Genomic DNA, 20,341 nt, shown 5'->3' with positions numbered 1-20,341 from the left:
TGGCTAACCTCTACTTCTGTCTTCGGGGTTCGGGACTTGCACCCTATAGTTCATGCGCATGCTGGGCGCACATAAAAGCAGAATTAGTCCTTCAACTAATTCTGCAAAAAGCGATGATCATGTGTAACCTTCTATTTGTCATGCTGTTAAAAGTCAATGGTTTATTCCGATAACAGCTTTTGCAATTGCTGAAGGTCTTCCTCTGCAATCAAAGTGCGATATTCCTGCAAAAGCTGCAAATCCACTTTAATCATATCTTTATATGCCTCATAAAGAGGTACTGTTAAATGACGCAATACGAGCGGCACAGGGTGTTTGTGGTTAAAGCGCTTCATATACTTCAACATAAACTCCTCAGATAGCTGGCAGCTTGTATGCTCACCAAGCGCTTCAAAATCAATAAATTTAATATGGGCGACAATAAAATCCTCCGCTAAATAGCGATTATATCGGCAAATTTTTGTCCAATTTAATTGATTGCGATAACGATGTAGCCAATGCGGCTCCAGAACAGCACAAAGCAAATCTAATTGTACCTCGCTAAATGAAGCGATTATCTCGTCCATTTCTTTATTTGTTTTTCGTTTAAAGCCATGTGAATCATATTTTTGGCATGCCAAAGATGGGATACCTTTCACTAAATGCTCGCTACCGCTCCACTTATTTGGACCAACATCATATTCAAAAAATTGTAAATCCATTTCCTCTTCAAGCTCGTCTAGCTCCATATAATGAACTTCCTGGCTTGCATAAAAGTTATCATCGTTAATAAACTGCTCCACATAATTAGCAAAGTCCTCGTTTAATGGTACTTGACGTGTCTGTAAAAAATCAATGAAATAGCGCTTAAAGGAGCCTGTTAAACGATTTAATACAGGATAGTTATATTGCAATGATGGTGACAGTTGGTCTAAATGCTCAATTAAATATTGCTCCGTTAAATATGGATTTGTTAAGCATATATGTGCAAAGCTAATCACTGATAAATATGGCTGCAAATCATTTGGATGCATTTGCGATGCACGTGAACGCCACTGAATATACTGTCTAATAAAGCGTTTGCTGAAATCAGGATGCTGCTGCTGAATTTCCAATACCTGTTTCATCGATATTTGCTTTAATGTTGGCTCAATCATTTCTGGATTAAAATTTTCTGGAAAAGTGAGCGCTTCAAATTCCTTTTGAATATCATATTTTCGACGATTACTGTGCGTCGGGAAGCTATATGACCCGATCGAACCGCGTTCCTCTAGCAATATATAGGCAAGCTCCTGCTTTTGGTCGCGCGTTAAACGCACATGCTTTGGAAACTTCACAGAAGCAAAATACGTAACATTTGCCATATCGTAAAAGAATTTATAATCCCCTTCAGGTGTATATTCACTTTTTGTTGTATTGCGGCACCAATAAAGCAATGCACCATAAATTGGCTCATAATTAGAAAAGGTGATATTAGCAATGGAAAAAATATTATGTGACATCGAGTCATCATAAACCGTTTTTATAAAATCAATTTGTTTAATTTTTAGCATAATGAACCCCCTAAGCTATTATATACTTTCATGGAAGAAATGTGTAGGAAAGTGCCGCGTATCAATGCTTTTAAGGCATAGTTAAGAAATGGTGCCAACATAATTGGTTTTTCTCCAATGGAAGTTAAATTTTCTTAACATTATAAATAGCAAAAATTTATATAAAAATTTTATTTTTTAGTATAAACTACTTATACCACTTATAGTATGAACGTCATAGAAAGTTTAAATAGTAATTTTTACCTATTACTATCCAAAAAGGGTGGAACTAAATATAAAGAAAGGGAGATATTCCAACCTAAAGTGTAGACGCTATGTATCTGTATAACAGTCCCCTCAATAATAAGAGAAAGAATGTGAGACTATGAAAAAGAAGAAAAATTTTAATAAAATTATGACATCTACAATTACGGCATCAGTTGTAGTCAGTACTTTAGCGACAGGCGCACCAAATGCTAATGCAGCCGAAACGACATTCAAGGACGTGCAGTCAGATGCTTACTTTTACGAGGCTGTGAATAGTTTGCATGCACGTCATATTATTAGTGGCTATGAGGATGGCACATTCCGTCCAAATGAAACGCTAACGCGAGCACAGGTAGCGAAAATCATTGCACTTGCATTAAATTTGGATACAACAAACATCACAGATCCAGAATTTAAAGATGTATCGAAGGGACACAGTGCCTATAAATATATCGCGGCTTTAGCCAATAAGGGAATTATTACAGGGTTTGAAGGAGAATACAAACCAAATCATCCTGTCACTCGTGCACAGGCAGCGAAAATTCTCTCTTTAGCCTATAGTTTCGACATAAAGGATTCACAGCAGCTCGTATTTACAGATGTGAAGCAAGGTGATTGGTTTAAAAATTATGTTGGTGCATTGATTGAAAATGACATCACAACTGGTACGACGCCAACAACATTTTCGCCTAATAAAAGTGTGACTCGTGGGCAAATAGCCGCGTTCGTTTATCGTAGTGAAAGCCAACTCACACCTGTGCAAGTAAATGAAACAATAGCTGCGATTACAAATGAAACTCTCGTTACATCTGAAAGAACATACACGCTTTCAGACGAACAAAAGAAATGGATAAACCCTAATAATCTAGCGGCTTTAGAAGGAGCTAGATTAGCATTAACATCAAAAGGGAATAAAATTGAAAAAATACAATCTGTTGAACTTATTGCAAAGGGTACATCAAGTACAGATACAGCTAATCCCTATGCAAATCACATTGTATTTGATGGAAACGATGCAAGCATTGATGCGAATGTCACAGTAAATGGTGACTATATCACCATCAAAAACATCACAATTAAAGCGGATTTCCATGTGGGCCAAGGTGTTGAAAATTCTTTCTTTTCTGAATTTCTGAAAGTAGAAGGGAAAACAACGATTGATGATTCCTTACAAATAGCAAAGCTTGCTTCAACGAAGCCTGTCCCTGTAGCTATCAATAATGCGAGAGGCAAAGTTGTTTTCAGTGAATTCCAGTTGGGTGATGTGGGAATCGATAAAAATGCAGATGTTATTTTCCTTGGAACATCTACAACAGTAGGAGAAATCATTGTTAATAGCAATGTTATGTTAACTGCTAGCAGCTTGTCTAGGGTTGTTATTGCTCCAGGTGCTACTGATGTGACAATTAACTCAAACGTGAGCACTCTTGAAATCATGAATAAAGAGTCAAAAGTAACGATAGGAGCAGAAATGAGAATCGGTAATCTAATCCTCCCTTCAGGATTAAAGCCTACTGATGTCATTCAAAACTATGATGCTATAAAAGAAAGAATCGAACTAATTAATGGAAGAAAGGATTCAGAGCCTACACCAGCAGTGCCCTCAGGGGGTGGTGGGAGTGGAATAACAGACACAACAGCACCAATGGCAGTTACAGGGGTTAGCGGATCAAGTCAGGATATAATCCCTCTAGCAGTAGGTGGTTTACAAAACACTATTTCTTGGACAGCCAACACAGCATCTGACCTTTCACATTATGAAGTATTTCGCTCAACCAATCCAAATGGAACTACTGGCGCAACAAAAGTAAGCAGTAATATTGGAAAAGGAGTAACAACATTTACGGATACGTCTGTTGTTGCAGGAACAATATACTACTATACAGTTTATGCCGTAGATACAAGTAACAATCGCTCAGCTATTTCGAATGTGGTGATGGTAACTACTGTTACAGATTCCTTTATGTTAGCACCGCCAGCACCGACAGGATTGCAAGGACTAGCTCCTACAGTAATAGGTGATGATGGAAAAATCACAGGATTAGATATTACTAAGGTTTACCAATATAAATTATCCACTAATATAAACTGGACAGATGTACCTTTATTAGCAACAGAAATTACGGGTTTAAGTGCAGGAATCTATGAAGTTCGTTTTGCAGCAAATGGAAGCACACCAGCAAGTTTATCAACACCCGTGTCTGTTCCAAGTACAGGACAATCACAAGCACCCTCGTCTATCCAATTGATTAATTATGAAACACCAGGCAATGATGTTGTTGCTGTATCTACATTGCCGATAGGCTCAATCATTAATGTATATGATGCAAGCACAAATGGCAATATTATTGGAAGTTTGACAGTTACGACTGTCTCTCAATTTAATATGGTAAACATTCTGGGAGGTTTTCCTTTAGGTCTTGATAAAGTGTATGTAACAGTTACAGAGAGCGGAAAAACAGAAAGTGCAAGGGTAGAAAAAGGCGTCCCAACGACTTTCCCGAATGCGCCAACGCTTAATGATATTATGGTTACTGACAATGCCTTTGGAGCAGATACAGTGAAAGTAAAACTTCCCTCACCAATAAGTGATTATATAATTACTGCATATGATGTGTTAGGCAATCAATTAACTTGGAGTTTACTACCTGATGGAATTGATGAAAAAACAATTTCAATTTTCTCTGGTTTTGCCAACGGAACGACTGAAATTGATGTAGCGATTGTAAAAGTAGCAGATAATGGGACACAATATGCGGAGAGTTTAAGAACGCGCGTGAGCGTTGAGGCGCTAGGAACTTTAACTGTTACTTCACTGGATGACCCATTAAGCAATGACAAAGTAACTATCACAGTCACTGAATCAGCAGATGCAGGAAATGAGTTTGCTTATAAAGTTTTTGATGATGTGGTTGCAGTTATGACAGGTAAGCCATCATTTAATACAGATGTATCTTCTTGGGATGCACTTCCACCAGATGGGAAAATTACAGCTGCTGCTGGCAAGTTCGTAGTTGTAGTAGAAAGAACAACAACAGATAAACTTGCAAGAAAGATGGGACAAGTTATTGCGAACACAGTAGCGAATAATCCATTATTAGAAACAGTTACAATAGACGGGAAAGATGGCGTAAGCTCTCAAGATGGGCAAATGGAAACGATTCGCCTGAAGTTTTCAGCAAATATTGATCCAGCGACAGTCAATATTAATTCATTTACTGTCCCTGGCTATACTGTAGAGTCTATAAAAGTAACAGATAAAAATGGAAGAACACCGCGACTTAGTGATGGTGTAACACCTGATTCTAGGCATACTCAAGGTGAAAATCAATATATAACAATTCGAGTTGCACCAGTGACTGGCACGCACTTTACACCAACAGTTATTCAAAATCCAAGCGTATCTATAGTAGATATGAATGGGGTGCATATAACTGGGATTAATGTGACAGCAGTGGATCAAGCTGCACCAGTGATTATTAGTTCAGCTTTCGTTGACAATGATGGTTCTAACAGTGTAAATGCAGGAGACAAGCTAACCGTTACTTTCTCAGAAGAAGTAAATGTTAATTCTAGTAATTTAGCTGAATTAGTGGATGATTTCACATTAAGCAATCAAACAAATCCTACATTTGCTTTTGCTCATGATGATAGCTTTGAACTTTTAGGAAATACGGTTACGGTCACATTAGGTGCAACAACCGTATCAAAAATCGAACCAAATACAACTATTACAATAAGTGATAATGGTAACAATATTTCTTTAAGAGACGCTGCCTCTAATAAAGCGAAGCCTCAAAAAGAATTTGTAGATGAAAATTCTTATTCTATTTCAAAAACAATAGATATAACGAATATTCCATTATCTACTTTACCAGCACCTACTGCAATAAAAGCACAAGGAACGAATGCAGGAACAATAAAGCTGACAGGCTTAACAAGTAGTGTTACTTATGAATATATAGTTGATGACAGTGCCACAACATCTGCTAGTACAAATTGGGCAGGGGCAGTAACAGCTCCCCTAATAGGAATCACTGAAATTGACAATATTCAGATCAATGCAGGGCAATATGTGCATATTCGTGTAGCTGCACCACCAGGGCAGCCAACAAATGCTATACAAGACATAGGGCAAATTGAATTAATTGATATTAAGCCTGCTGCTGCGCCTGATATTTATACATCGTTACCGTCTAATGCAGGATTCACAAAATTATATAATTTTGATTCTAATCAGAGCTATGAATATTTTGTTGATAACAATAATAGCGCAGCAGATAATGCACCAGAATGGGCAACTGCTACACCTATAACGGGAGTTTCCTCTCAGGAAATTCAAGCTAGCGCACCACAATATATTCATATCCGTATAAAAGCAACCGCAGAAAAACCTGCATCTTATATAAAAAGCCTTCCAGGGGTAGCTACTCCCCCTTAATACAGCCTATTAATAACCGAAAAGGATCACTATGTTAAGTGGTCCTTTTCATCTTTGTAGCTAAAATATTTTTATATAGAAGGTAAAAATCATGCAAATTCAAAAATTAAAGCAAACAAAAGTAAATGAAGTATTCGCACATTTTAAAAATGTGAAGGGTGATTTTTTATTAAATAATTTAGACAACGACTCCTTTGTTATAGGCATTTCAGCGGATAAAAATGAGGAAATACTTGGGCTTGTCTTAGCGGAATATAAAGAGCTAAATAGGATGGGTATCATTTATTCGGTCAATGTTAGAGAGAACTCGCAAAATACAAACATGGAAGAAAAGCTATTGAAGTTTGCCGAAAAGGAACTGAAGGCAAAAGGAGCTAAAATTTTATACACCAATATTTTTCCTGAAACGAGCCCAAATATGAAATTTACATTAAGAAAGCAGTCGTGGATGCCACCAGCTTTAGATAAGACGCATTTTATTATTAGTGTGAAGGATATGAGTCAAGAAAAATGGATTGAAACGAGCACTTTTCCTGAAGGTTTCTCTATTAAAAGCTTGAATCAAATTCATGAAACAGAGCTAGAACCCTTACGTAATGCCAATTGGTATCCTAAGCATTTATCACCCTTAGAGGACTTTCAATTTGGTGAAACGAGCCCACAAACAAGCTTTTGGGTTTACTTTAAAGGAGAAATCGTTGGGTGGATCTTAAGTAAAAATATCAATAATGAATATTTAGTTGTTACATCTCTCTTTATTAAAGAGGATTGTAGAAGTCATTATATTTTACGTCCATTATTGGGGGAGGTAATAAAAAATCAACTCCAACTTCACATACCTTATACTCATTTTGATGTGAGGAATCAAGATAACAAGGTATTAAAATTTTTTAAACGTTTTTTTAGACGTTATATTTATCAGACAATAGAAATTCATAGTTCGTATAAAATATTAAGACCATAATGCCAGCTCATGAATAAAAGGAAACCGCTTCAAGGGACGGAGCGGTTTTTATAATGCCATAGAATACCGTAGTATACATTGTAAAAAAATTATATACTTGTCCATAGGGCTTTCATTAAAATTCACCAAAAAGAAGGAGATGGCAAGAATGAAAGCAAAATATATCGCATTTCATGAGTTTGGTGAACCAGCAAGTGTGTTAACTGTAACAGAAACAACTGTTGAACCACCCGCAAGTGACGAGGTGCTTGTACGCATGCTAGCAAGGCCCATCAACCCTTCTGATTTAATTCCGATTAAGGGAGCCTATGCTCATCGTATTCCCTTGCCAACAATCCCAGGCTATGAAGGTGTTGGGATTGTAGAAGATGTTGGGACAAATGTGAATAAAAATTTAATTGGGCAGCGCGTACTACCACTAAGAGGTGAGGGCACTTGGCAGGACTATGTAAAGGCGCCTGCTGCACTCGCCATCCCAATTCCCCAAACAATCGATAACTTTACAGCTGCGCAAATGTATATTAATCCAATTACTGCATGGGTCATTTGTACGGAGGTGCTAAAGCTAAAGCCAACAGATACACTCGTTGTCAATGCATGTGGCTCTGCGATTGGACATGTTTTCGCGCAATTATCGAAGGTGCTTGGCTTTCGCTTAATTGCCATTACACGAGCAGCTATACATACGGAGCAGCTATTAGCACTAGGCGCTGCTCATGTCATTTGCTCGGAGCATGCTGTTCGAGAAAAAATAATGACATTAATGAACGGACTAGGGGCAAGTGCCGCTATTGATTCAATTGGTGGGGCAGCAGGAACAGAGCTAGCCTTTTCCTTACGTCCACAAGGTCAATTTTTAACAATTGGTCTGCTATCAGGTATACAAGTCGATTGGACAAAAATTGCAAAGGAAGCACAAGCAAACGCTGCAATCTTCCATTTGCGTCATTGGAATAAAAAAATCTCTATCGTTCACTGGCAAAACACGTTCAATCAATTAATGACATTAATTGAACAGGGGCAATTAAGCTTTATGCCCGCCGTTGCCACATATGATTTAGCTAATGTCAAAGAGGCTGTACAGCATGTGGAAGCCGCTAAAAGGAAAATGGGTAAAATTTTTTTAGTTTGAGAAAAAGGGCTGCCGAATGTTTATAGGCAGTCCTTCTATCGTTATGTAACAAAGCGGCTCAAAGCTTTTTCTGTGTAGGGCATACAGAAATGAAGAAGAAAGCCACCTAGGCAAACGGTTAACACTGTTCCAATGCCAATAGGGCCATGAAATAGCATCGCTAGCACTAGAAATACAAAATAAATTAACGTTCTGGCTATTAGCAAATTTGTTTTCATTAATTTTTGAAGAAGCAATGTAAGCCGATCAATAGGAATCGGGGCAAAATTAACATACAAATAAATAGCTGTTCCTAACCCTATTATAACCAAGCCAACGATAAAGCAAATTGCTTGGGAATACCATACTGTTGGCATTAACGTATCACGCCATAAAAAAAGCCACAAATCAATACCAACTCCTGTAATGAATGCTGTTACTAAGCCTAACCATTCCGGTCTCTGCCTCGCTAAAATCGCGTTACAGCCTATCAGTAGTATCGCAATAACAATTTCCCAGCTGCCAACCGTCAATCCTACATGTATAGATAATCCTACTAGCAATGCGTCAAAGGGGGATGTCCCTAAATTGGATTGAATCGTTAAAGAAATACCAAGTGTTAACATCATAATACCTATCAGATAAAAAATATACTTCATAATGTTTGCACCCTCATTTTTATGTTGCAAATACAACAAAATTAAATTATATTAACTATATAATTTTTTTATTGCATTTGCAACATAAAGGAGGTTGGCAATGACAGAAATTCTTCGTGAAATTGGCATGATTGCTAGAGCACTAGATTCCATTAGTAATATTGAATTCAAGGAATATGATTTAACCAAAGGTCAATATTTGTACCTTGTACGAATATGTGAAAATCCAGGTATTATTCAAGAAAAGCTAGCTGAAATGATTAAAGTAGACCGAACGACCGCAGCTCGTGCGATTCAAAAACTAGAAACGAATGGCTTTATTGAAAAAAGAAATGATGAGCACAATAAAAAAATTAAAAAGCTGTTTCCAACAACTAAAGGAAAAACGATATTTCCGATCATTAAAAGAGAAAATGATCACTCAAACAACATCGCGTTAACAGGCTTCTCAACTGAGGAAGCAGAGCAAATTTTCCAGCTGCTAAAAAGAGTTCGGGAAAATGTAGAGATAGACTGGGAGCTCGTCAAAAAAGGTCATAAAAGAAACTACTAAAGGAGCATATAGATGACAATTACAATTAAAAAATGTCAGCAAGCCGATGTGAAAAAGTTACAGGAAGTAAGCATTGAAACATTTGAAGAAACGTTCAAAGATCAAAACAGCACTGAAAATATGGAGACCTATTTAGCCAAAGCATTTAATGAAGAGCAGCTTCTAAAAGAGCTAGCAAACGAGCTCTCGGAATTTTACTTGATTTATGTCGGGGGAGAAGTAGCAGGCTATTTAAAGGTCAATATCAGCGAGGCACAAAGTGAGAATATGGGCGATACAACGCTTGAAGTTGAGCGAATTTATATTCGCAATCGCTATCAAGGACAAGGCTTAGGCAAACATTTAATGAACAAAGCTATAGAGCGCGCAACAGCACAAAATAAACAAAGCATTTGGCTCGGTGTTTGGGAGAAAAACGAAGCAGCTATTGGATTTTATCAAAAGGCAGGCTTCATTAAAACAGGTGCACACGCCTTTTACCTGGGCGACGATAAGCAAACAGATTGGATTATGAAGAAATCCATATAAACCTATTTAAATTGTTCATGGAAAAAGTAATCATCTTAAATTACTAGGTGATTACTTTTTATTTGCTTCTTGAAATTTAAATTGGCGGAAGAGGTCGGGTTAAGAAGGGATTTTCTAGTTAAATATGAAACAATAAAATCATGCTTCAAGGGACTTCTTTTTTGCAAAAAAACAAATTCTCGCATAAGATAGTAACATCTATAAAATGTAAAACTATAATTGAATAAAATGAAACATCAAATTGGACAGTTCATCGCCCATCTCAAATATTTTGAGGTGGGCGTCTTGTGTCAGTAACGATTATTCATAGGGATGAGATCTATCACACCGAAGCTTTTACTCATTATAGTTTGCGCGCTAACAAGACAAGGAGGAATGCAAATATTCTGAAAATATTTGCCTACTTAAGCCGCAAGGAATGGCTGCTTATTCTAACAAGTATCATCTTTATTATTGGACAAGTTTGGCTCGATTTAAAGCTGCCTGACTATATGTCCGAAATTACAACACTGGTACAAACACAAAGCAGTGGAACGAGGGATATTTGGCTCGCAGGTGGGAAAATGCTGCTGTGCGCACTGGGGAGTGCATTATTAGCAGTAATTGTTGGTTATTTTGCTGCAATGGTTGCGACATCACATGCTAAAACATTGCGCAAAACATTATTTGAAAAAACATTATCCTTTTCATTACAGGAAATTAATCGTTTTTCCACAGCCAGCTTGATTACGCGCTCCACAAATGACATTGCACAAATTCAACAAACTGTTGCAATGGGGTTACAAGTAATGATTAAAGCGCCAATTTTAGCCGTTTGGGCTATCTGGAAAATTTCCGATAAAAATTGGCATTGGTCGTTTGCAACAGGTATCGCAGTGCTGGCACTACTCATTATGATTAGCACATTAATTATTTTCGTCTTACCGAAATTTAAAATTGTGCAAAGATTAACAGATAACTTGAATCGTGTGACACGAGAGGGACTGATGGGCATTCATGTAGTACGTGCCTACAATGCCAAGGAGGATCAGAGTTAAAACGGATCGCCTATTTGTATGTAAATAATCGAGTTGAATGTGAAGATATCATTCAGGAAGTTTTCATAACTTGTTATCAAAACTTGGGCAATTTTCGCCATGAAGCTAGTTATAAGACTTGGTTAATTAGAATTACGATTAACAAATGTAAGGATCATCGTAAGAGATGGAGCATTAAGAATCTAATTTATAAACCAGAAATTTATTCATTGAGTACAAGTCATTCATCCGAAAATGAATATATTCAACAACAACATTCCAAAGAAATAGTAAAACACATCGCTAGTCTTTCAGGAAAATACAAAGAAGTTCTCATTCTTTATTACTATCAGGAAATGAACATGAAAGAAATAAGCAATGTCTTAAATATTAGTATAAATGCCGTAAAATCAAGACTGTTACATGGAAAAGAAGCCCTTAAAAGAAAATTTGAAAGGAGTAGTCAACTTGGATAACTTTGATAAGAAGATATCAGGAAAAGTGAAAAGTTATTTAGATGAAAATGTTGAATTTTCGACTGAAGAAAGTAAGAAAATTCACCTAAAAATTCAACAAAAGTTTTATAAATCAAGAAGCGCTAATCCGTTATATTGGACAGTTTTGGCTTTTGCAGCAATTATTTTTCTCATACTAAGCCTATCTTTTCTAAAAAGTCCAATTGTAGTTCCAGAAAACGAGTATGTTGCACAGGGTTCTGATAATGAAACTATTACCTTGCCTGAAGGTGAAGAATTAGCCGTGGACCTGTCTGACATTGAACAAATGAATATTGGTGCCGAGATGCCCCGACTTTTATATGCCGATAGCCAGATAGCAGTTATGCAGGGCACATTTGGAGTAGTCGTATATAATATGCAAGATTCAATTGTTACGAATCGGATTTCATATGAGCAAATTAAGTCATATGGCATTTCAATGATGTTGGCATCTGTATCGCAAGATGGGACAACAATCTTTATTGGAAATGATGATATGTCTATGTCGTCTAATCAATATATATTTACTCATCAATATGATATTAGTACTAGAATAATCAAAAAAACTACACAACAGCCATCCAATTTACTTAGTCCTAAAACTATTGAACAACCAGGTTATCATGAGCAATACGACGATTTACAATATGGTACGAGTCACAATATTGTAGAACTTGATAAGTCATTTATATATCTTCGCTCTGCAAAATGGGAAATGAAAGACCTACAAATTGTTAACTGCTCGTATGAAAATGATGAAAGTAAAGTCTTTGATGTGTTCAAATGAGAATTATAATCCTAACCTTTATTCACCGATCGGACCCATTGCAAAAAGAAACCGAAGATATGGAGGACAAAGTAAGTAGCTTGCTAAAATATAAAAAATGAAGAACATCTGATGTAATAGGTGTATTTGAAAATAAAGAGATAATTTTAGAAAGAGAGTAAACAATGGACAAACTAAATCAATATGTACAAGAAAAAAAGGCTAAAATAAAAAAAGTACGTCAATTAGAACGTTATCTAGCTTGCGGTACCTATGAGTTTGATAAAGAATTGAGAGTTTTGTTTAATAAGAAGGAGAGTAATTCTCCTATTCTCGATAGCTCATTTGACATTCATGACTTCGATCAAAAGTGGTCACTCCCGTTAACAAAAGGGAAGTTGAAAAGCTGGCAAAAACCCTTAAAAATTAAAAAAGAGAAACATAAATTGTTTCAAGGAAATATTATCTGGTTTTGCAGCAATGGAGACATTAAAATATTTTCTAAAACTGAAACATTGATTATTTGTAATAACAAAGAAAACTATTTGAATAAGATTGAGAACTATACGTATTTTTCAAGATTTTTCAAGCTTCCAGAACTGGTATATCAAGATGATAATAAATATCAATTGATAGAAAAATATATTAATTTTCAAAGGCAAAGTCATCAAGATAATCCATTCATATTGAAAAGCATTTATGATGATTATACTAATTATTTTTCAACTATTAACCGTGAATCACAACCAGCTTATTATACATTGAACGATCTTTTAAAAACCAGCTCTAATGCAATTCATGTAGAACGTTTTAAGCACATAGTTAACAATATAGATACTCAATTATTTGAAGCTGAGTTTCCATTTATCAAACTTCATGGTGATTTATGGACAGCAAATATTCTTTATAAATGTCCGCATCGAGATGTACATTTTTGCTTGTCTAAGCATGTACACTTTCGCTCAAAATGTACTTCTCTATTCATGTGTATGAATAATTACAACTTGACTTGGAGACCTCTACTCGCATGAATCGGCAGCCAAAACCCAGCTACTACAAGGGCTGGCTAGCCGAAAAAGGCTATCATGCTCGCCACTCCAAGTAAAGTTGTAATATACATTGGTGAGCAAAAATGTACATGGTTATACGAGCGTTTTTGTACGTACTTATAAGCGCATTTATAGACAAGAACCTCCCTTTATGGATATTTCAAATTAAACAATGTGATTCTTATCTAACACTGCTGTTCAAAATGGATTTACACAGCCGATAAGATTCATAAAACTATACTCATACATTACAAAGAGATACGATACCATAAGGGAGGCTTTATAGAAAGATTTTGAAGTAGCAAAAAAATAAATTTTCAAAAATGAGGAAATAGTCATTGCATTTATTTTCAAGTTCACATAATATAAGTGTATAGTTATATACAAATGTAATCATCTAAATCAAAAGGTGATTTTATTTTAAATCATATATAAGTAAATACTTATATAAGGAGTGCAGATAGGATGGAAAACACACTAATTGAAAAACAATTAAAAGCAGCAGCTGATTTGAATCGGATTAAATTGCTTGCATGTATGAAAAATGGGGAGGTATGCGTATGTGATTTTGTCGAGGTTTTAGGAATTTCCCAGCCAGCGGTAAGTCAGCATTTACGAAAATTAAAGGAGGCCGGCATTATTACGGAACGAAAGGTTGGCACGTGGAAGCATTATCGTTTAGTGGAGGAGCAAACCCCCTTAATGAAAGGCATTTTAGAGCAAATTCAGCCTTTAACGGGATGCAATTGCGAAACAGATTGTTGCCATGTAGGGGGAAATAGTAATGAGTAATGAATCATTAACAAAACAACTTTCTTTTCTAGATCGTTATCTCACGCTTTGGATATTTGTCGCAATGGGGATTGGTGTTTTATTAAGTGTGACAATGCCTGATATCGGAAAAGCATTAGAGTCCATGTCGATTGGTACAACATTCATACCAATTGCCATAGGGTTAATTGTCATGATGTACCCACCATTAGCGAAAGTAAAATATGAAGAAATGTGGCGCGTGTTTAAGGACTGGAAAGTGCTTTTATTATCGCTTTTTCAGAACTGGTTACTTGGTCCATTCCTAATGTTCTTTTTAGCAATCATCTTCTTGCACGATTATCCAGAGTACATGGCTGGACTCATCATGATTGGTTTAGCCCGATGTATCGCCATGGTCATTGTATGGAATGATTTAGCACGTGGGGATCGTGAATATGTGGCTGGTTTAGTTGCCTTTAACTCCATTTTCCAAATCGTGACATATTCAATCTTTGCTTACTTTTTCTTAAATGTGTTACCTGGGTGGTTTGGTTTAGAGAATTTCCATGTATCGATTTCCATGTGGGAGATTACAAAAAGTGTACTTATTTACTTAGGTATACCATTTGCTGCAGGCTTCCTCACACGTTGGATAGGGATTAAAACAAAAGGGAAAGCGTGGTATGAAGAAAAGTTCTTACCTAAGATTTCACCACTAACTTTAATCGCGCTTCTGTTTACGATTGTCATGATGTTTGCCCTGAAAGGTGAACAATTAGTTGAACTGCCACTTGATGTAGTACGTATAACGATTCCATTGTTTATTTATTTTGTGGTCATGTTTGCTGTTTCATTCTTTTCTTCTCGTAAAGCAGGTGCATCGTATCCCGTTACAGCAGCGCTTTCATTTACAGCTGCAAGTAACAACTTTGAACTAGCGATTGCCGTAGCCGTAGGTGTGTTTGGATTGCACAGTGGTGTGGCATTTGCCGCTGTTATTGGCCCACTTGTCGAAGTACCTGTGCTCATCGGACTTGTATGGGTTGCGTTACGATGGCAGAAAAAATACTTTAAAACTAGTAATTGATAAGGAGTAACTAAGATGACAAAAACACTCTATTTCTTATGTACAGGGAACTCTTGCCGTAGTCAAATGGCTGAAGGATGGGCAAGAAGGTTACTACCTGCTGATTGGGTAGTGAAAAGTGCGGGTATTGAGGCACATGGGGTGAATCCAAAAGCCATTAAAGCGATGGCAGAGCTAAATATTGATATATCGAATCATACATCAGATTTAATTGACGTTGAAACGTTAAACAACGCAACGTTAGTTGTAACGCTATGTGGGGATGCAGCAGATAAATGTCCTATAACACCTCCGCATGTCCGCCGGGAGCATTGGGGCTTTGAAGATCCAGCAAAAGCGTCTGGTACAGAAGAGGAGCAGTGGGCTGTTTTCCAAACCGTACGTGATACCATTGGTAAGCGCATAGAGCGATTTGTGACAGAGGAAACAAACTAAGGAATAAATTGCGCCTAGCTTTATGCTAGGCGTAAAAAATAACTTATATATAAGTAAATGCTTATATTATAATTCAAAGAAAGAAGAGAATTTACTTATGAAAACACTTAAGGTAATTCAACCAACTGGCTCTTGCTGTACCACTGTTAAAACCAAGAGTACCAAAGAGCATATGACTGCAAATGCTAGCAATAAAAATTTACCGATTGCCATCATCGGCGCTGGACCAATCGGGTTAGCCGCGGCTGCTCATCTAGTCGAACAAAAACAGGCATTTATTCTACTAGAAGCAGGAAATGAAGTCGCCTACAATATTCGTAGTTGGGGGCATGTCACATTGTTTTCTCCATGGCGATATAACATTAATAAAGCCGCAAAAGCTTTATTAAATGAGACAAACTGGCAAGAGCCAAACTTAGACGCGTTACCAACAGGGCATGAATTAATTGATTTTTATTTAAAGCCTCTAGCAGAATTAGCACAAATCAAATCGAGCATTCAATTAAACGCAAAGGTAGTTGGCATTTCTAAGCAATTTAATGATAAAATGAAGTCGAAAAATCGAGTAGATCAAGCCTTTCACCTATATGTTGAACAGGGGAATGACCTACATATCATTGAAGCAAGAGCGGTCATTGATGCGACAGGTACATGGGGAAATCCAAACCCAGCAAATACTGCAGGCGTATGGTTAAAAACTGAAAAAGCATTAGCAAACCAGATCGAATATGGTATTCCAGATCTTAATATGAATGTGGAGAAATACGCAAATAAGAAGATTGCCGTCATCGGGGGCGGTCATTCAGCGATAAATACGTTACTATCGCTTGCCGAATTACAAGAAGAAAACCCTTTAACTCAACTCGTTTGGATTATGCGTAAAAAGTCTGTAGAGGAAGCCTATGGTGGTGAGGAAAAAGACGCTTTAGAAGCACGTGGTACATTAGGAATCCGCATTCATGAATTAGTAGACACTGGTAAGGTGGAGGTCATCACGCCTTTTTATGTTTCCCAGGTGAAAAGGGACGAAAATATTCATATTATTGGGACTGTAAATGATGAACAAAACGTATTAACGGGATTCGATGAATTGATTGTCAATGCAGGGAGCCGTCCTGATTTTACAATGAACAGTGAGCTACGTCTTTCGATTGACACAGTAACAGAAAGCGTGCAAGCATTAGCATCGCTTATTGACCCAAATGAACACAGCTGTGGGACAGTACGAGCGCATGGTGAAGAAATACTTCGACAACCCGAAAAGGACTTTTATATAGTTGGTGCAAAGAGCTATGGACGCGCACCTACATTTTTAATGGCAACAGGCTATGAACAAGTCCGTTCCATCACAGCCTACTTAGCTGGCGATAAAGAGGCTTCAAAACGAGTGGAATTGAAGTTACCTGAAACAGGTGTATGTGGAATTAATCTAGCGGACAAATCAAAGTCATGTTGTTAATTCATTGACTGCTAGCGAAAGCTAGCAGTCCTTTTAAAATACGAAAGGGGTAACAAGATATGGATAAACTGATAATTCGCGAAATGGAACAGAAAGACTTAAAAGAGGTATTAGCGATTTATAAAGAAGGAATCGACACAGGAATGGCAACCTTTGAAACGAATGTACCAAGTGAGCCAATATGGGATGAAGGGCATCATGCCGTTTTGCGCTTTGTAGCAGAAGAAAACAATCGAGTGGTTGGTTGGATTGCCATTTCACCCGTTTCTACCCGTGCAGTTTATTCTGGCGTTGGGGAAGTAAGTGTTTATATATCGAGTGAGAGCAAAGGTAAGGGAATTGCTTCCAAGCTATTTCATGTATTAATTAAAGAAAGTGAAAAAGCAGGATTTTGGACACTTCAATCATCCATTTTCGCTGTTAATACTGCAAGCATTGAATTACATAAAAAGATGGACTTTAGGGTTGTGGGAACAAGAGAAAAAATTGCTCAGTTAAATGGAAAATGGCATGATACTGTGATAATGGAAAAACGTAGCCTTTAAAAATAAAGTTGCAATAAAATACTTCATCCTAGATTATTCACCGACCAACACAAAATCCATTCTGATATGGTTAAATCGACTAAGAACTAACCAAAAGAAAGGATTCTTCTCATGATTAGATTACCGCAAACGACGCTTAATTTCAATCACCGACTGAAATTATCCAATGATGGTGGTGAATTATCTTCCGATACAGGCCAATTTTTATTCCGTGAGTTTGACGAAAAAATTGGCTTCTCACAAACAATCGCCAAACATCTTCATTTAAAAGATGAGCGCTCTTTTTGTATTCATCCAAATGAACAGCTACTTCGTCAAAAAATATATCAATTAATCGCTGGCTATCACGAGGATGACGCAGCGGATCAACTCACATATGATCCCGTCTTTACACAAGTTCTTGGTACACCAGCACTTGCCTCACAACCATCCTTATCGCGTTTTTTCAAACGCTTTGACCCGCAGGCACTTGACCAACTTCAAGCGGCAAATCAAGAACTACTTGACCGAGTTCATCATGCCCGACAATCTAAAACGCTGATTTTCGATTTAGATTCGACGCATGCGGATACCTACGGCAATCAAGAAAAGTCCTCTTATAATGCGCATTACCGGACGCTCGGATTTCATCCACTTGTCGCATTCGATGGGCTAACAGGCGATTTTTTAAAAGCTCAGTTACGACCTGGTAGTGTCTATACGTCGAATGGTGTTGTTGAATTTATGCGTCCTTTCATCGAACACTACAACGAAACATTCCCTGAAATCTCTACCCTTGTACGAGGTGACAGTGGTTTTGCGGTGCCTGGGCTTTACGAACTGTGTGAAAAGGAATCGGTTTATTACATCATCCGTTTAAAATCGAATCCCAAACTGAAAGCACTCGCCGAAGAACTTCATCCGACACATGAAATTCGTGATGTGTCCGTGACAGAAAGCTATGTCGAGGATTCTATTTATCAAGCGTCCTCTTGGTCCATGCCACGTCGCATCATCATTCATTCCATAAGACCCGCTGGCGAACTGTTCTTTTCACATGCGTTTTTCGTGACAAATCTCAGTGAAAGTTTCTCGCCACAAGCGATTGTTACATCGTACAAAAAGCGAGGTACGATGGAAAATTTCATCAAAAAGGCGAAGGATGGATTTGGCTTTGATCAAATGAAAAGCCATGATTTCCTCGTAAACGAAGCACGCATGATGTTGAGTCTACTCGCTTACAATTTAACCAATTGGCTACGTACACTTAGTTTTCCAGTCGCAGTGAAAGGTATTCAAATCCAAACGATTCGTACACGTCTGATTAAAGTAGCAAGTAAATTAGTGAAGTCTGGGCGCTCTCTTCATTTCAAATTATCGTCGAGCTTCGTCTACACCGGCTTCTTTTGGGATGTCCTGACCAGGGTGCAACAATTAAAGTTTAACTAAATGGTCCTTTTTAAAAAAAACGAACCCGCACCAAGGGAGGAGTCTGCCCAAAAATCAGTTCTCTCGAGGCGATGACTGAAAAGATTCTACCGTTATTCAATTTTCACCTCAACATGACCTTTATTGGATGAAAACACGTGACATCTTTTAAATTGTCGATAGCTGTGAATAATTCAGGTTCTTATAAAAATATAAAATTACACTAACGTTGCATGATGAATAAATATGCTATATTCCATCAGTTTGGTAAGCCACAAGAGGTATTGGAGATTCACTGTACAGCAGTTAAGCAACTGGCAAGGGATGAAATTTTAGTACGCATGTTAGCAAGACCAATTAATCCTTCTGATTTAATCCCGATTAGAGGCTCTTATGCACATCGTATTTCTTTACCGACGATTCCTGGCTATGAAGGCGTTGGCATCGTAGAGGAGGTTGGTGCTGCCGTTTCTAAAAGCTTAATTGGTCAACGTGTCTTACCATTAAGAGGTGAAGGTACTTGGCAAAAATATGTGAAAGCACCAGCGAATCTCGCCATCCGAGTTCCACAAGCGATTGACAATTTCACAGCAGCGCAAATGTATATTAACCCAGTAACCGCATGGGTCATTTGTACAGACATATTAAACTTAAAGCCGTCAGATGTGTTGGTCGTTAATGCTTGTGGCTCTGCAATCGGACATGTTTTCGCTCAATTATCAAAGGGGCTCGGCTTCCGTTTAATCGCGATTACGCGCAATGCTATACATACGAAGCAGTTACTGGCATTAGGGGCTTCTGACGTCATTTGTTCAGAGGATGCTGTGGGTGAAAAGGTGCTGACTTTAACAAACGGATTAGGGGCAAGTGCTGCAATTGATTCAATCGGTGGCACAGCAGGCACAGAGCTAGCATTTTCTTTACGCCCAGAGGGACAATTTTTAACGATTGGGTTGCTATCAGGCATCCAAGTTGACTGGACAAAGATTGCAAAGGAAGCTCAAGTAAATGCGGCAATTTTCCATTTGCGTCATTGGAATAAAAGGATATCCATCACACATTGGCAAAATACCTTTCAACAGCTCATTACATTAATTGAACGACAACAATTAACATTCATGCCAGCAACTGCCGAGTACAATTTAGTCGATGTAAAAGAAGCAGTACGGCATGTGGAAAGCGTGAAAAATCGACTAGGTAAGGTTTTTTTAGTTTGAGCAGGTAAGTTTTGAATGCGCTCAATGCTTGTTGCTATAAGAAAAGCTTTATAAACAAAAATGATTATGATATAGT

General features: G+C 37.5%; 17 protein-coding genes and 1 pseudogene. 16 read left to right on the top strand and 2 right to left on the bottom strand.

All coding sequences use genetic code 11. The features are described from left to right. Positions 1-161: 161 nt before the first annotated feature. On the bottom strand, positions 162-1,532 hold the full coding sequence (locus tag M3Z76_RS12040) for a nucleoside-diphosphate sugar epimerase (protein WP_293927329.1): 1,371 nt from the start codon (positions 1,530-1,532) through the stop codon (positions 162-164). A gap of 364 nt (positions 1,533-1,896) precedes the next feature. On the opposite strand from M3Z76_RS12040, the gene M3Z76_RS12035 reads away from it, so the two are divergent. From M3Z76_RS12035 to M3Z76_RS12025, 3 genes are all read left to right on the top strand, one after another. Further along, positions 1,897-6,219, top strand: coding sequence for an S-layer homology domain-containing protein (locus M3Z76_RS12035; protein WP_293927326.1), 4,323 nt, complete (start codon positions 1,897-1,899; stop codon positions 6,217-6,219). A 91-nt stretch (positions 6,220-6,310) separates the two neighbouring features. Next, positions 6,311-7,183 carry a GNAT family N-acetyltransferase gene (locus tag M3Z76_RS12030; RefSeq protein ID WP_293927323.1) on the top strand — a complete coding sequence of 291 codons (873 nt, stop codon included), beginning with the start codon at positions 6,311-6,313 and terminating at the stop codon, positions 7,181-7,183. Between the two features lie 148 nt (positions 7,184-7,331). Beyond that, complete coding sequence (locus tag M3Z76_RS12025; RefSeq protein ID WP_293927320.1) at positions 7,332-8,315, top strand: zinc-dependent alcohol dehydrogenase family protein; 984 nt, start codon at positions 7,332-7,334, stop codon at positions 8,313-8,315. Between the two features lie 41 nt (positions 8,316-8,356). Here M3Z76_RS12025 and M3Z76_RS12020 read toward each other — a convergent pair whose 3' ends face one another. Continuing rightward, entirely contained in the window at positions 8,357-8,953 is a 597-nt protein-coding gene (locus tag M3Z76_RS12020; protein ID WP_293927317.1) for a YczE/YyaS/YitT family protein, read from the bottom strand. A gap of 100 nt (positions 8,954-9,053) precedes the next feature. Between M3Z76_RS12020 and M3Z76_RS12015 the strand changes: the two genes are divergently transcribed. From M3Z76_RS12015 to M3Z76_RS11960, 13 genes and pseudogenes are all read left to right on the top strand, one after another. Further along, complete coding sequence (locus M3Z76_RS12015) at positions 9,054-9,506, top strand: MarR family winged helix-turn-helix transcriptional regulator (protein ID WP_293927314.1); 453 nt, start codon at positions 9,054-9,056, stop codon at positions 9,504-9,506. 12 nt (positions 9,507-9,518) lie between these two features. Further along, positions 9,519-10,034 (top strand): spermidine/spermine N(1)-acetyltransferase, encoded by a 516-nt coding sequence (paiA, locus tag M3Z76_RS12010; protein WP_293927311.1) that lies wholly within the window; start codon positions 9,519-9,521, stop codon positions 10,032-10,034. Positions 10,035-10,417: 383 nt separating this feature from the next. Beyond that, a pseudogene (locus M3Z76_RS12005) lies at positions 10,418-11,065 on the top strand (ABC transporter permease); the annotation flags it as partial. Positions 11,066-11,085: 20 nt separating this feature from the next. Beyond that, positions 11,086-11,526: an RNA polymerase sigma factor gene (locus M3Z76_RS19780; protein WP_363319885.1), complete on the top strand. Its 441-nt coding sequence runs from the start codon at positions 11,086-11,088 to the stop codon at positions 11,524-11,526. Further along, the gene (locus M3Z76_RS12000) at positions 11,519-12,334 is read left to right on the top strand and encodes a hypothetical protein (RefSeq protein WP_293927309.1); all 816 of its coding nucleotides are present in this window, start codon (positions 11,519-11,521) and stop codon (positions 12,332-12,334) included. Before M3Z76_RS19780 ends, M3Z76_RS12000 begins: the two co-directional genes overlap by 8 nt. A gap of 164 nt (positions 12,335-12,498) precedes the next feature. Then, the gene (locus tag M3Z76_RS11995) at positions 12,499-13,344 is read left to right on the top strand and encodes a hypothetical protein (protein WP_293927306.1); all 846 of its coding nucleotides are present in this window, start codon (positions 12,499-12,501) and stop codon (positions 13,342-13,344) included. A 483-nt stretch (positions 13,345-13,827) separates the two neighbouring features. Beyond that, the gene (locus M3Z76_RS11990) at positions 13,828-14,154 is read left to right on the top strand and encodes an ArsR/SmtB family transcription factor (protein ID WP_293927304.1); all 327 of its coding nucleotides are present in this window, start codon (positions 13,828-13,830) and stop codon (positions 14,152-14,154) included. Further along, complete coding sequence (arsB, locus tag M3Z76_RS11985; protein ID WP_293927302.1) at positions 14,147-15,202, top strand: ACR3 family arsenite efflux transporter; 1,056 nt, start codon at positions 14,147-14,149, stop codon at positions 15,200-15,202. Before M3Z76_RS11990 ends, arsB begins: the two co-directional genes overlap by 8 nt. 15 nt (positions 15,203-15,217) lie before the next feature. Further along, the gene (gene arsC / locus M3Z76_RS11980; RefSeq protein ID WP_293927300.1) at positions 15,218-15,637 is read left to right on the top strand and encodes an arsenate reductase (thioredoxin); all 420 of its coding nucleotides are present in this window, start codon (positions 15,218-15,220) and stop codon (positions 15,635-15,637) included. A gap of 97 nt (positions 15,638-15,734) precedes the next feature. Beyond that, a complete protein-coding gene (locus M3Z76_RS11975) occupies positions 15,735-17,096 on the top strand; it encodes an NAD(P)-binding domain-containing protein (RefSeq protein WP_293927297.1) in 1,362 nt (453 codons plus the stop codon). A gap of 59 nt (positions 17,097-17,155) precedes the next feature. Beyond that, complete coding sequence (locus M3Z76_RS11970) at positions 17,156-17,641, top strand: GNAT family N-acetyltransferase (RefSeq protein ID WP_293927295.1); 486 nt, start codon at positions 17,156-17,158, stop codon at positions 17,639-17,641. 111 nt (positions 17,642-17,752) lie between these two features. After that, entirely contained in the window at positions 17,753-19,069 is a 1,317-nt protein-coding gene (locus M3Z76_RS11965; protein ID WP_293927292.1) for an IS1380 family transposase, read from the top strand. 212 nt (positions 19,070-19,281) lie between these two features. After that, positions 19,282-20,265, top strand: coding sequence for a zinc-dependent alcohol dehydrogenase family protein (locus M3Z76_RS11960; RefSeq protein ID WP_293927289.1), 984 nt, complete (start codon positions 19,282-19,284; stop codon positions 20,263-20,265). Positions 20,266-20,341: the final 76 nt, after the last annotated feature.

The sequence above is a fragment of the Metasolibacillus sp. genome, assembly GCF_025291715.1.
In the GTDB taxonomy this organism is placed as follows: Bacteria; Bacillota; Bacilli; order Bacillales_A; family Planococcaceae; genus Metasolibacillus; species Metasolibacillus louembei.
Note: the sequence above shows the minus strand (reverse complement) of the source record. Positions and strands in the feature narration are given on the sequence as shown.

Excerpts from the sequence above, each read along its gene's own strand:
- M3Z76_RS12040 (WP_293927329.1), bottom strand. The coding sequence starts at position 1,532 with ATGCTAAAAATTAAACAAATTGATTTTATAAAAACGGTTTATGATGAC.
- M3Z76_RS12035 (WP_293927326.1), top strand. The coding sequence starts at position 1,897 with ATGAAAAAGAAGAAAAATTTTAATAAAATTATGACATCTACAATTACG.
- M3Z76_RS12030 (WP_293927323.1), top strand. The coding sequence starts at position 6,311 with ATGCAAATTCAAAAATTAAAGCAAACAAAAGTAAATGAAGTATTCGCA.
- M3Z76_RS12025 (WP_293927320.1), top strand. The coding sequence starts at position 7,332 with ATGAAAGCAAAATATATCGCATTTCATGAGTTTGGTGAACCAGCAAGT.
- M3Z76_RS12020 (WP_293927317.1), bottom strand. The coding sequence starts at position 8,953 with ATGAAGTATATTTTTTATCTGATAGGTATTATGATGTTAACACTTGGT.
- M3Z76_RS12015 (WP_293927314.1), top strand. The coding sequence starts at position 9,054 with ATGACAGAAATTCTTCGTGAAATTGGCATGATTGCTAGAGCACTAGAT.
- paiA (WP_293927311.1), top strand. The coding sequence starts at position 9,519 with ATGACAATTACAATTAAAAAATGTCAGCAAGCCGATGTGAAAAAGTTA.
- M3Z76_RS11995 (WP_293927306.1), top strand. The coding sequence starts at position 12,499 with ATGGACAAACTAAATCAATATGTACAAGAAAAAAAGGCTAAAATAAAA.
- M3Z76_RS11990 (WP_293927304.1), top strand. The coding sequence starts at position 13,828 with ATGGAAAACACACTAATTGAAAAACAATTAAAAGCAGCAGCTGATTTG.
- arsB (WP_293927302.1), top strand. The coding sequence starts at position 14,147 with ATGAGTAATGAATCATTAACAAAACAACTTTCTTTTCTAGATCGTTAT.
- arsC (WP_293927300.1), top strand. The coding sequence starts at position 15,218 with ATGACAAAAACACTCTATTTCTTATGTACAGGGAACTCTTGCCGTAGT.
- M3Z76_RS11975 (WP_293927297.1), top strand. The coding sequence starts at position 15,735 with ATGAAAACACTTAAGGTAATTCAACCAACTGGCTCTTGCTGTACCACT.
- M3Z76_RS11970 (WP_293927295.1), top strand. The coding sequence starts at position 17,156 with ATGGATAAACTGATAATTCGCGAAATGGAACAGAAAGACTTAAAAGAG.
- M3Z76_RS11965 (WP_293927292.1), top strand. The coding sequence starts at position 17,753 with ATGATTAGATTACCGCAAACGACGCTTAATTTCAATCACCGACTGAAA.
- M3Z76_RS11960 (WP_293927289.1), top strand. The coding sequence starts at position 19,282 with ATGATGAATAAATATGCTATATTCCATCAGTTTGGTAAGCCACAAGAG.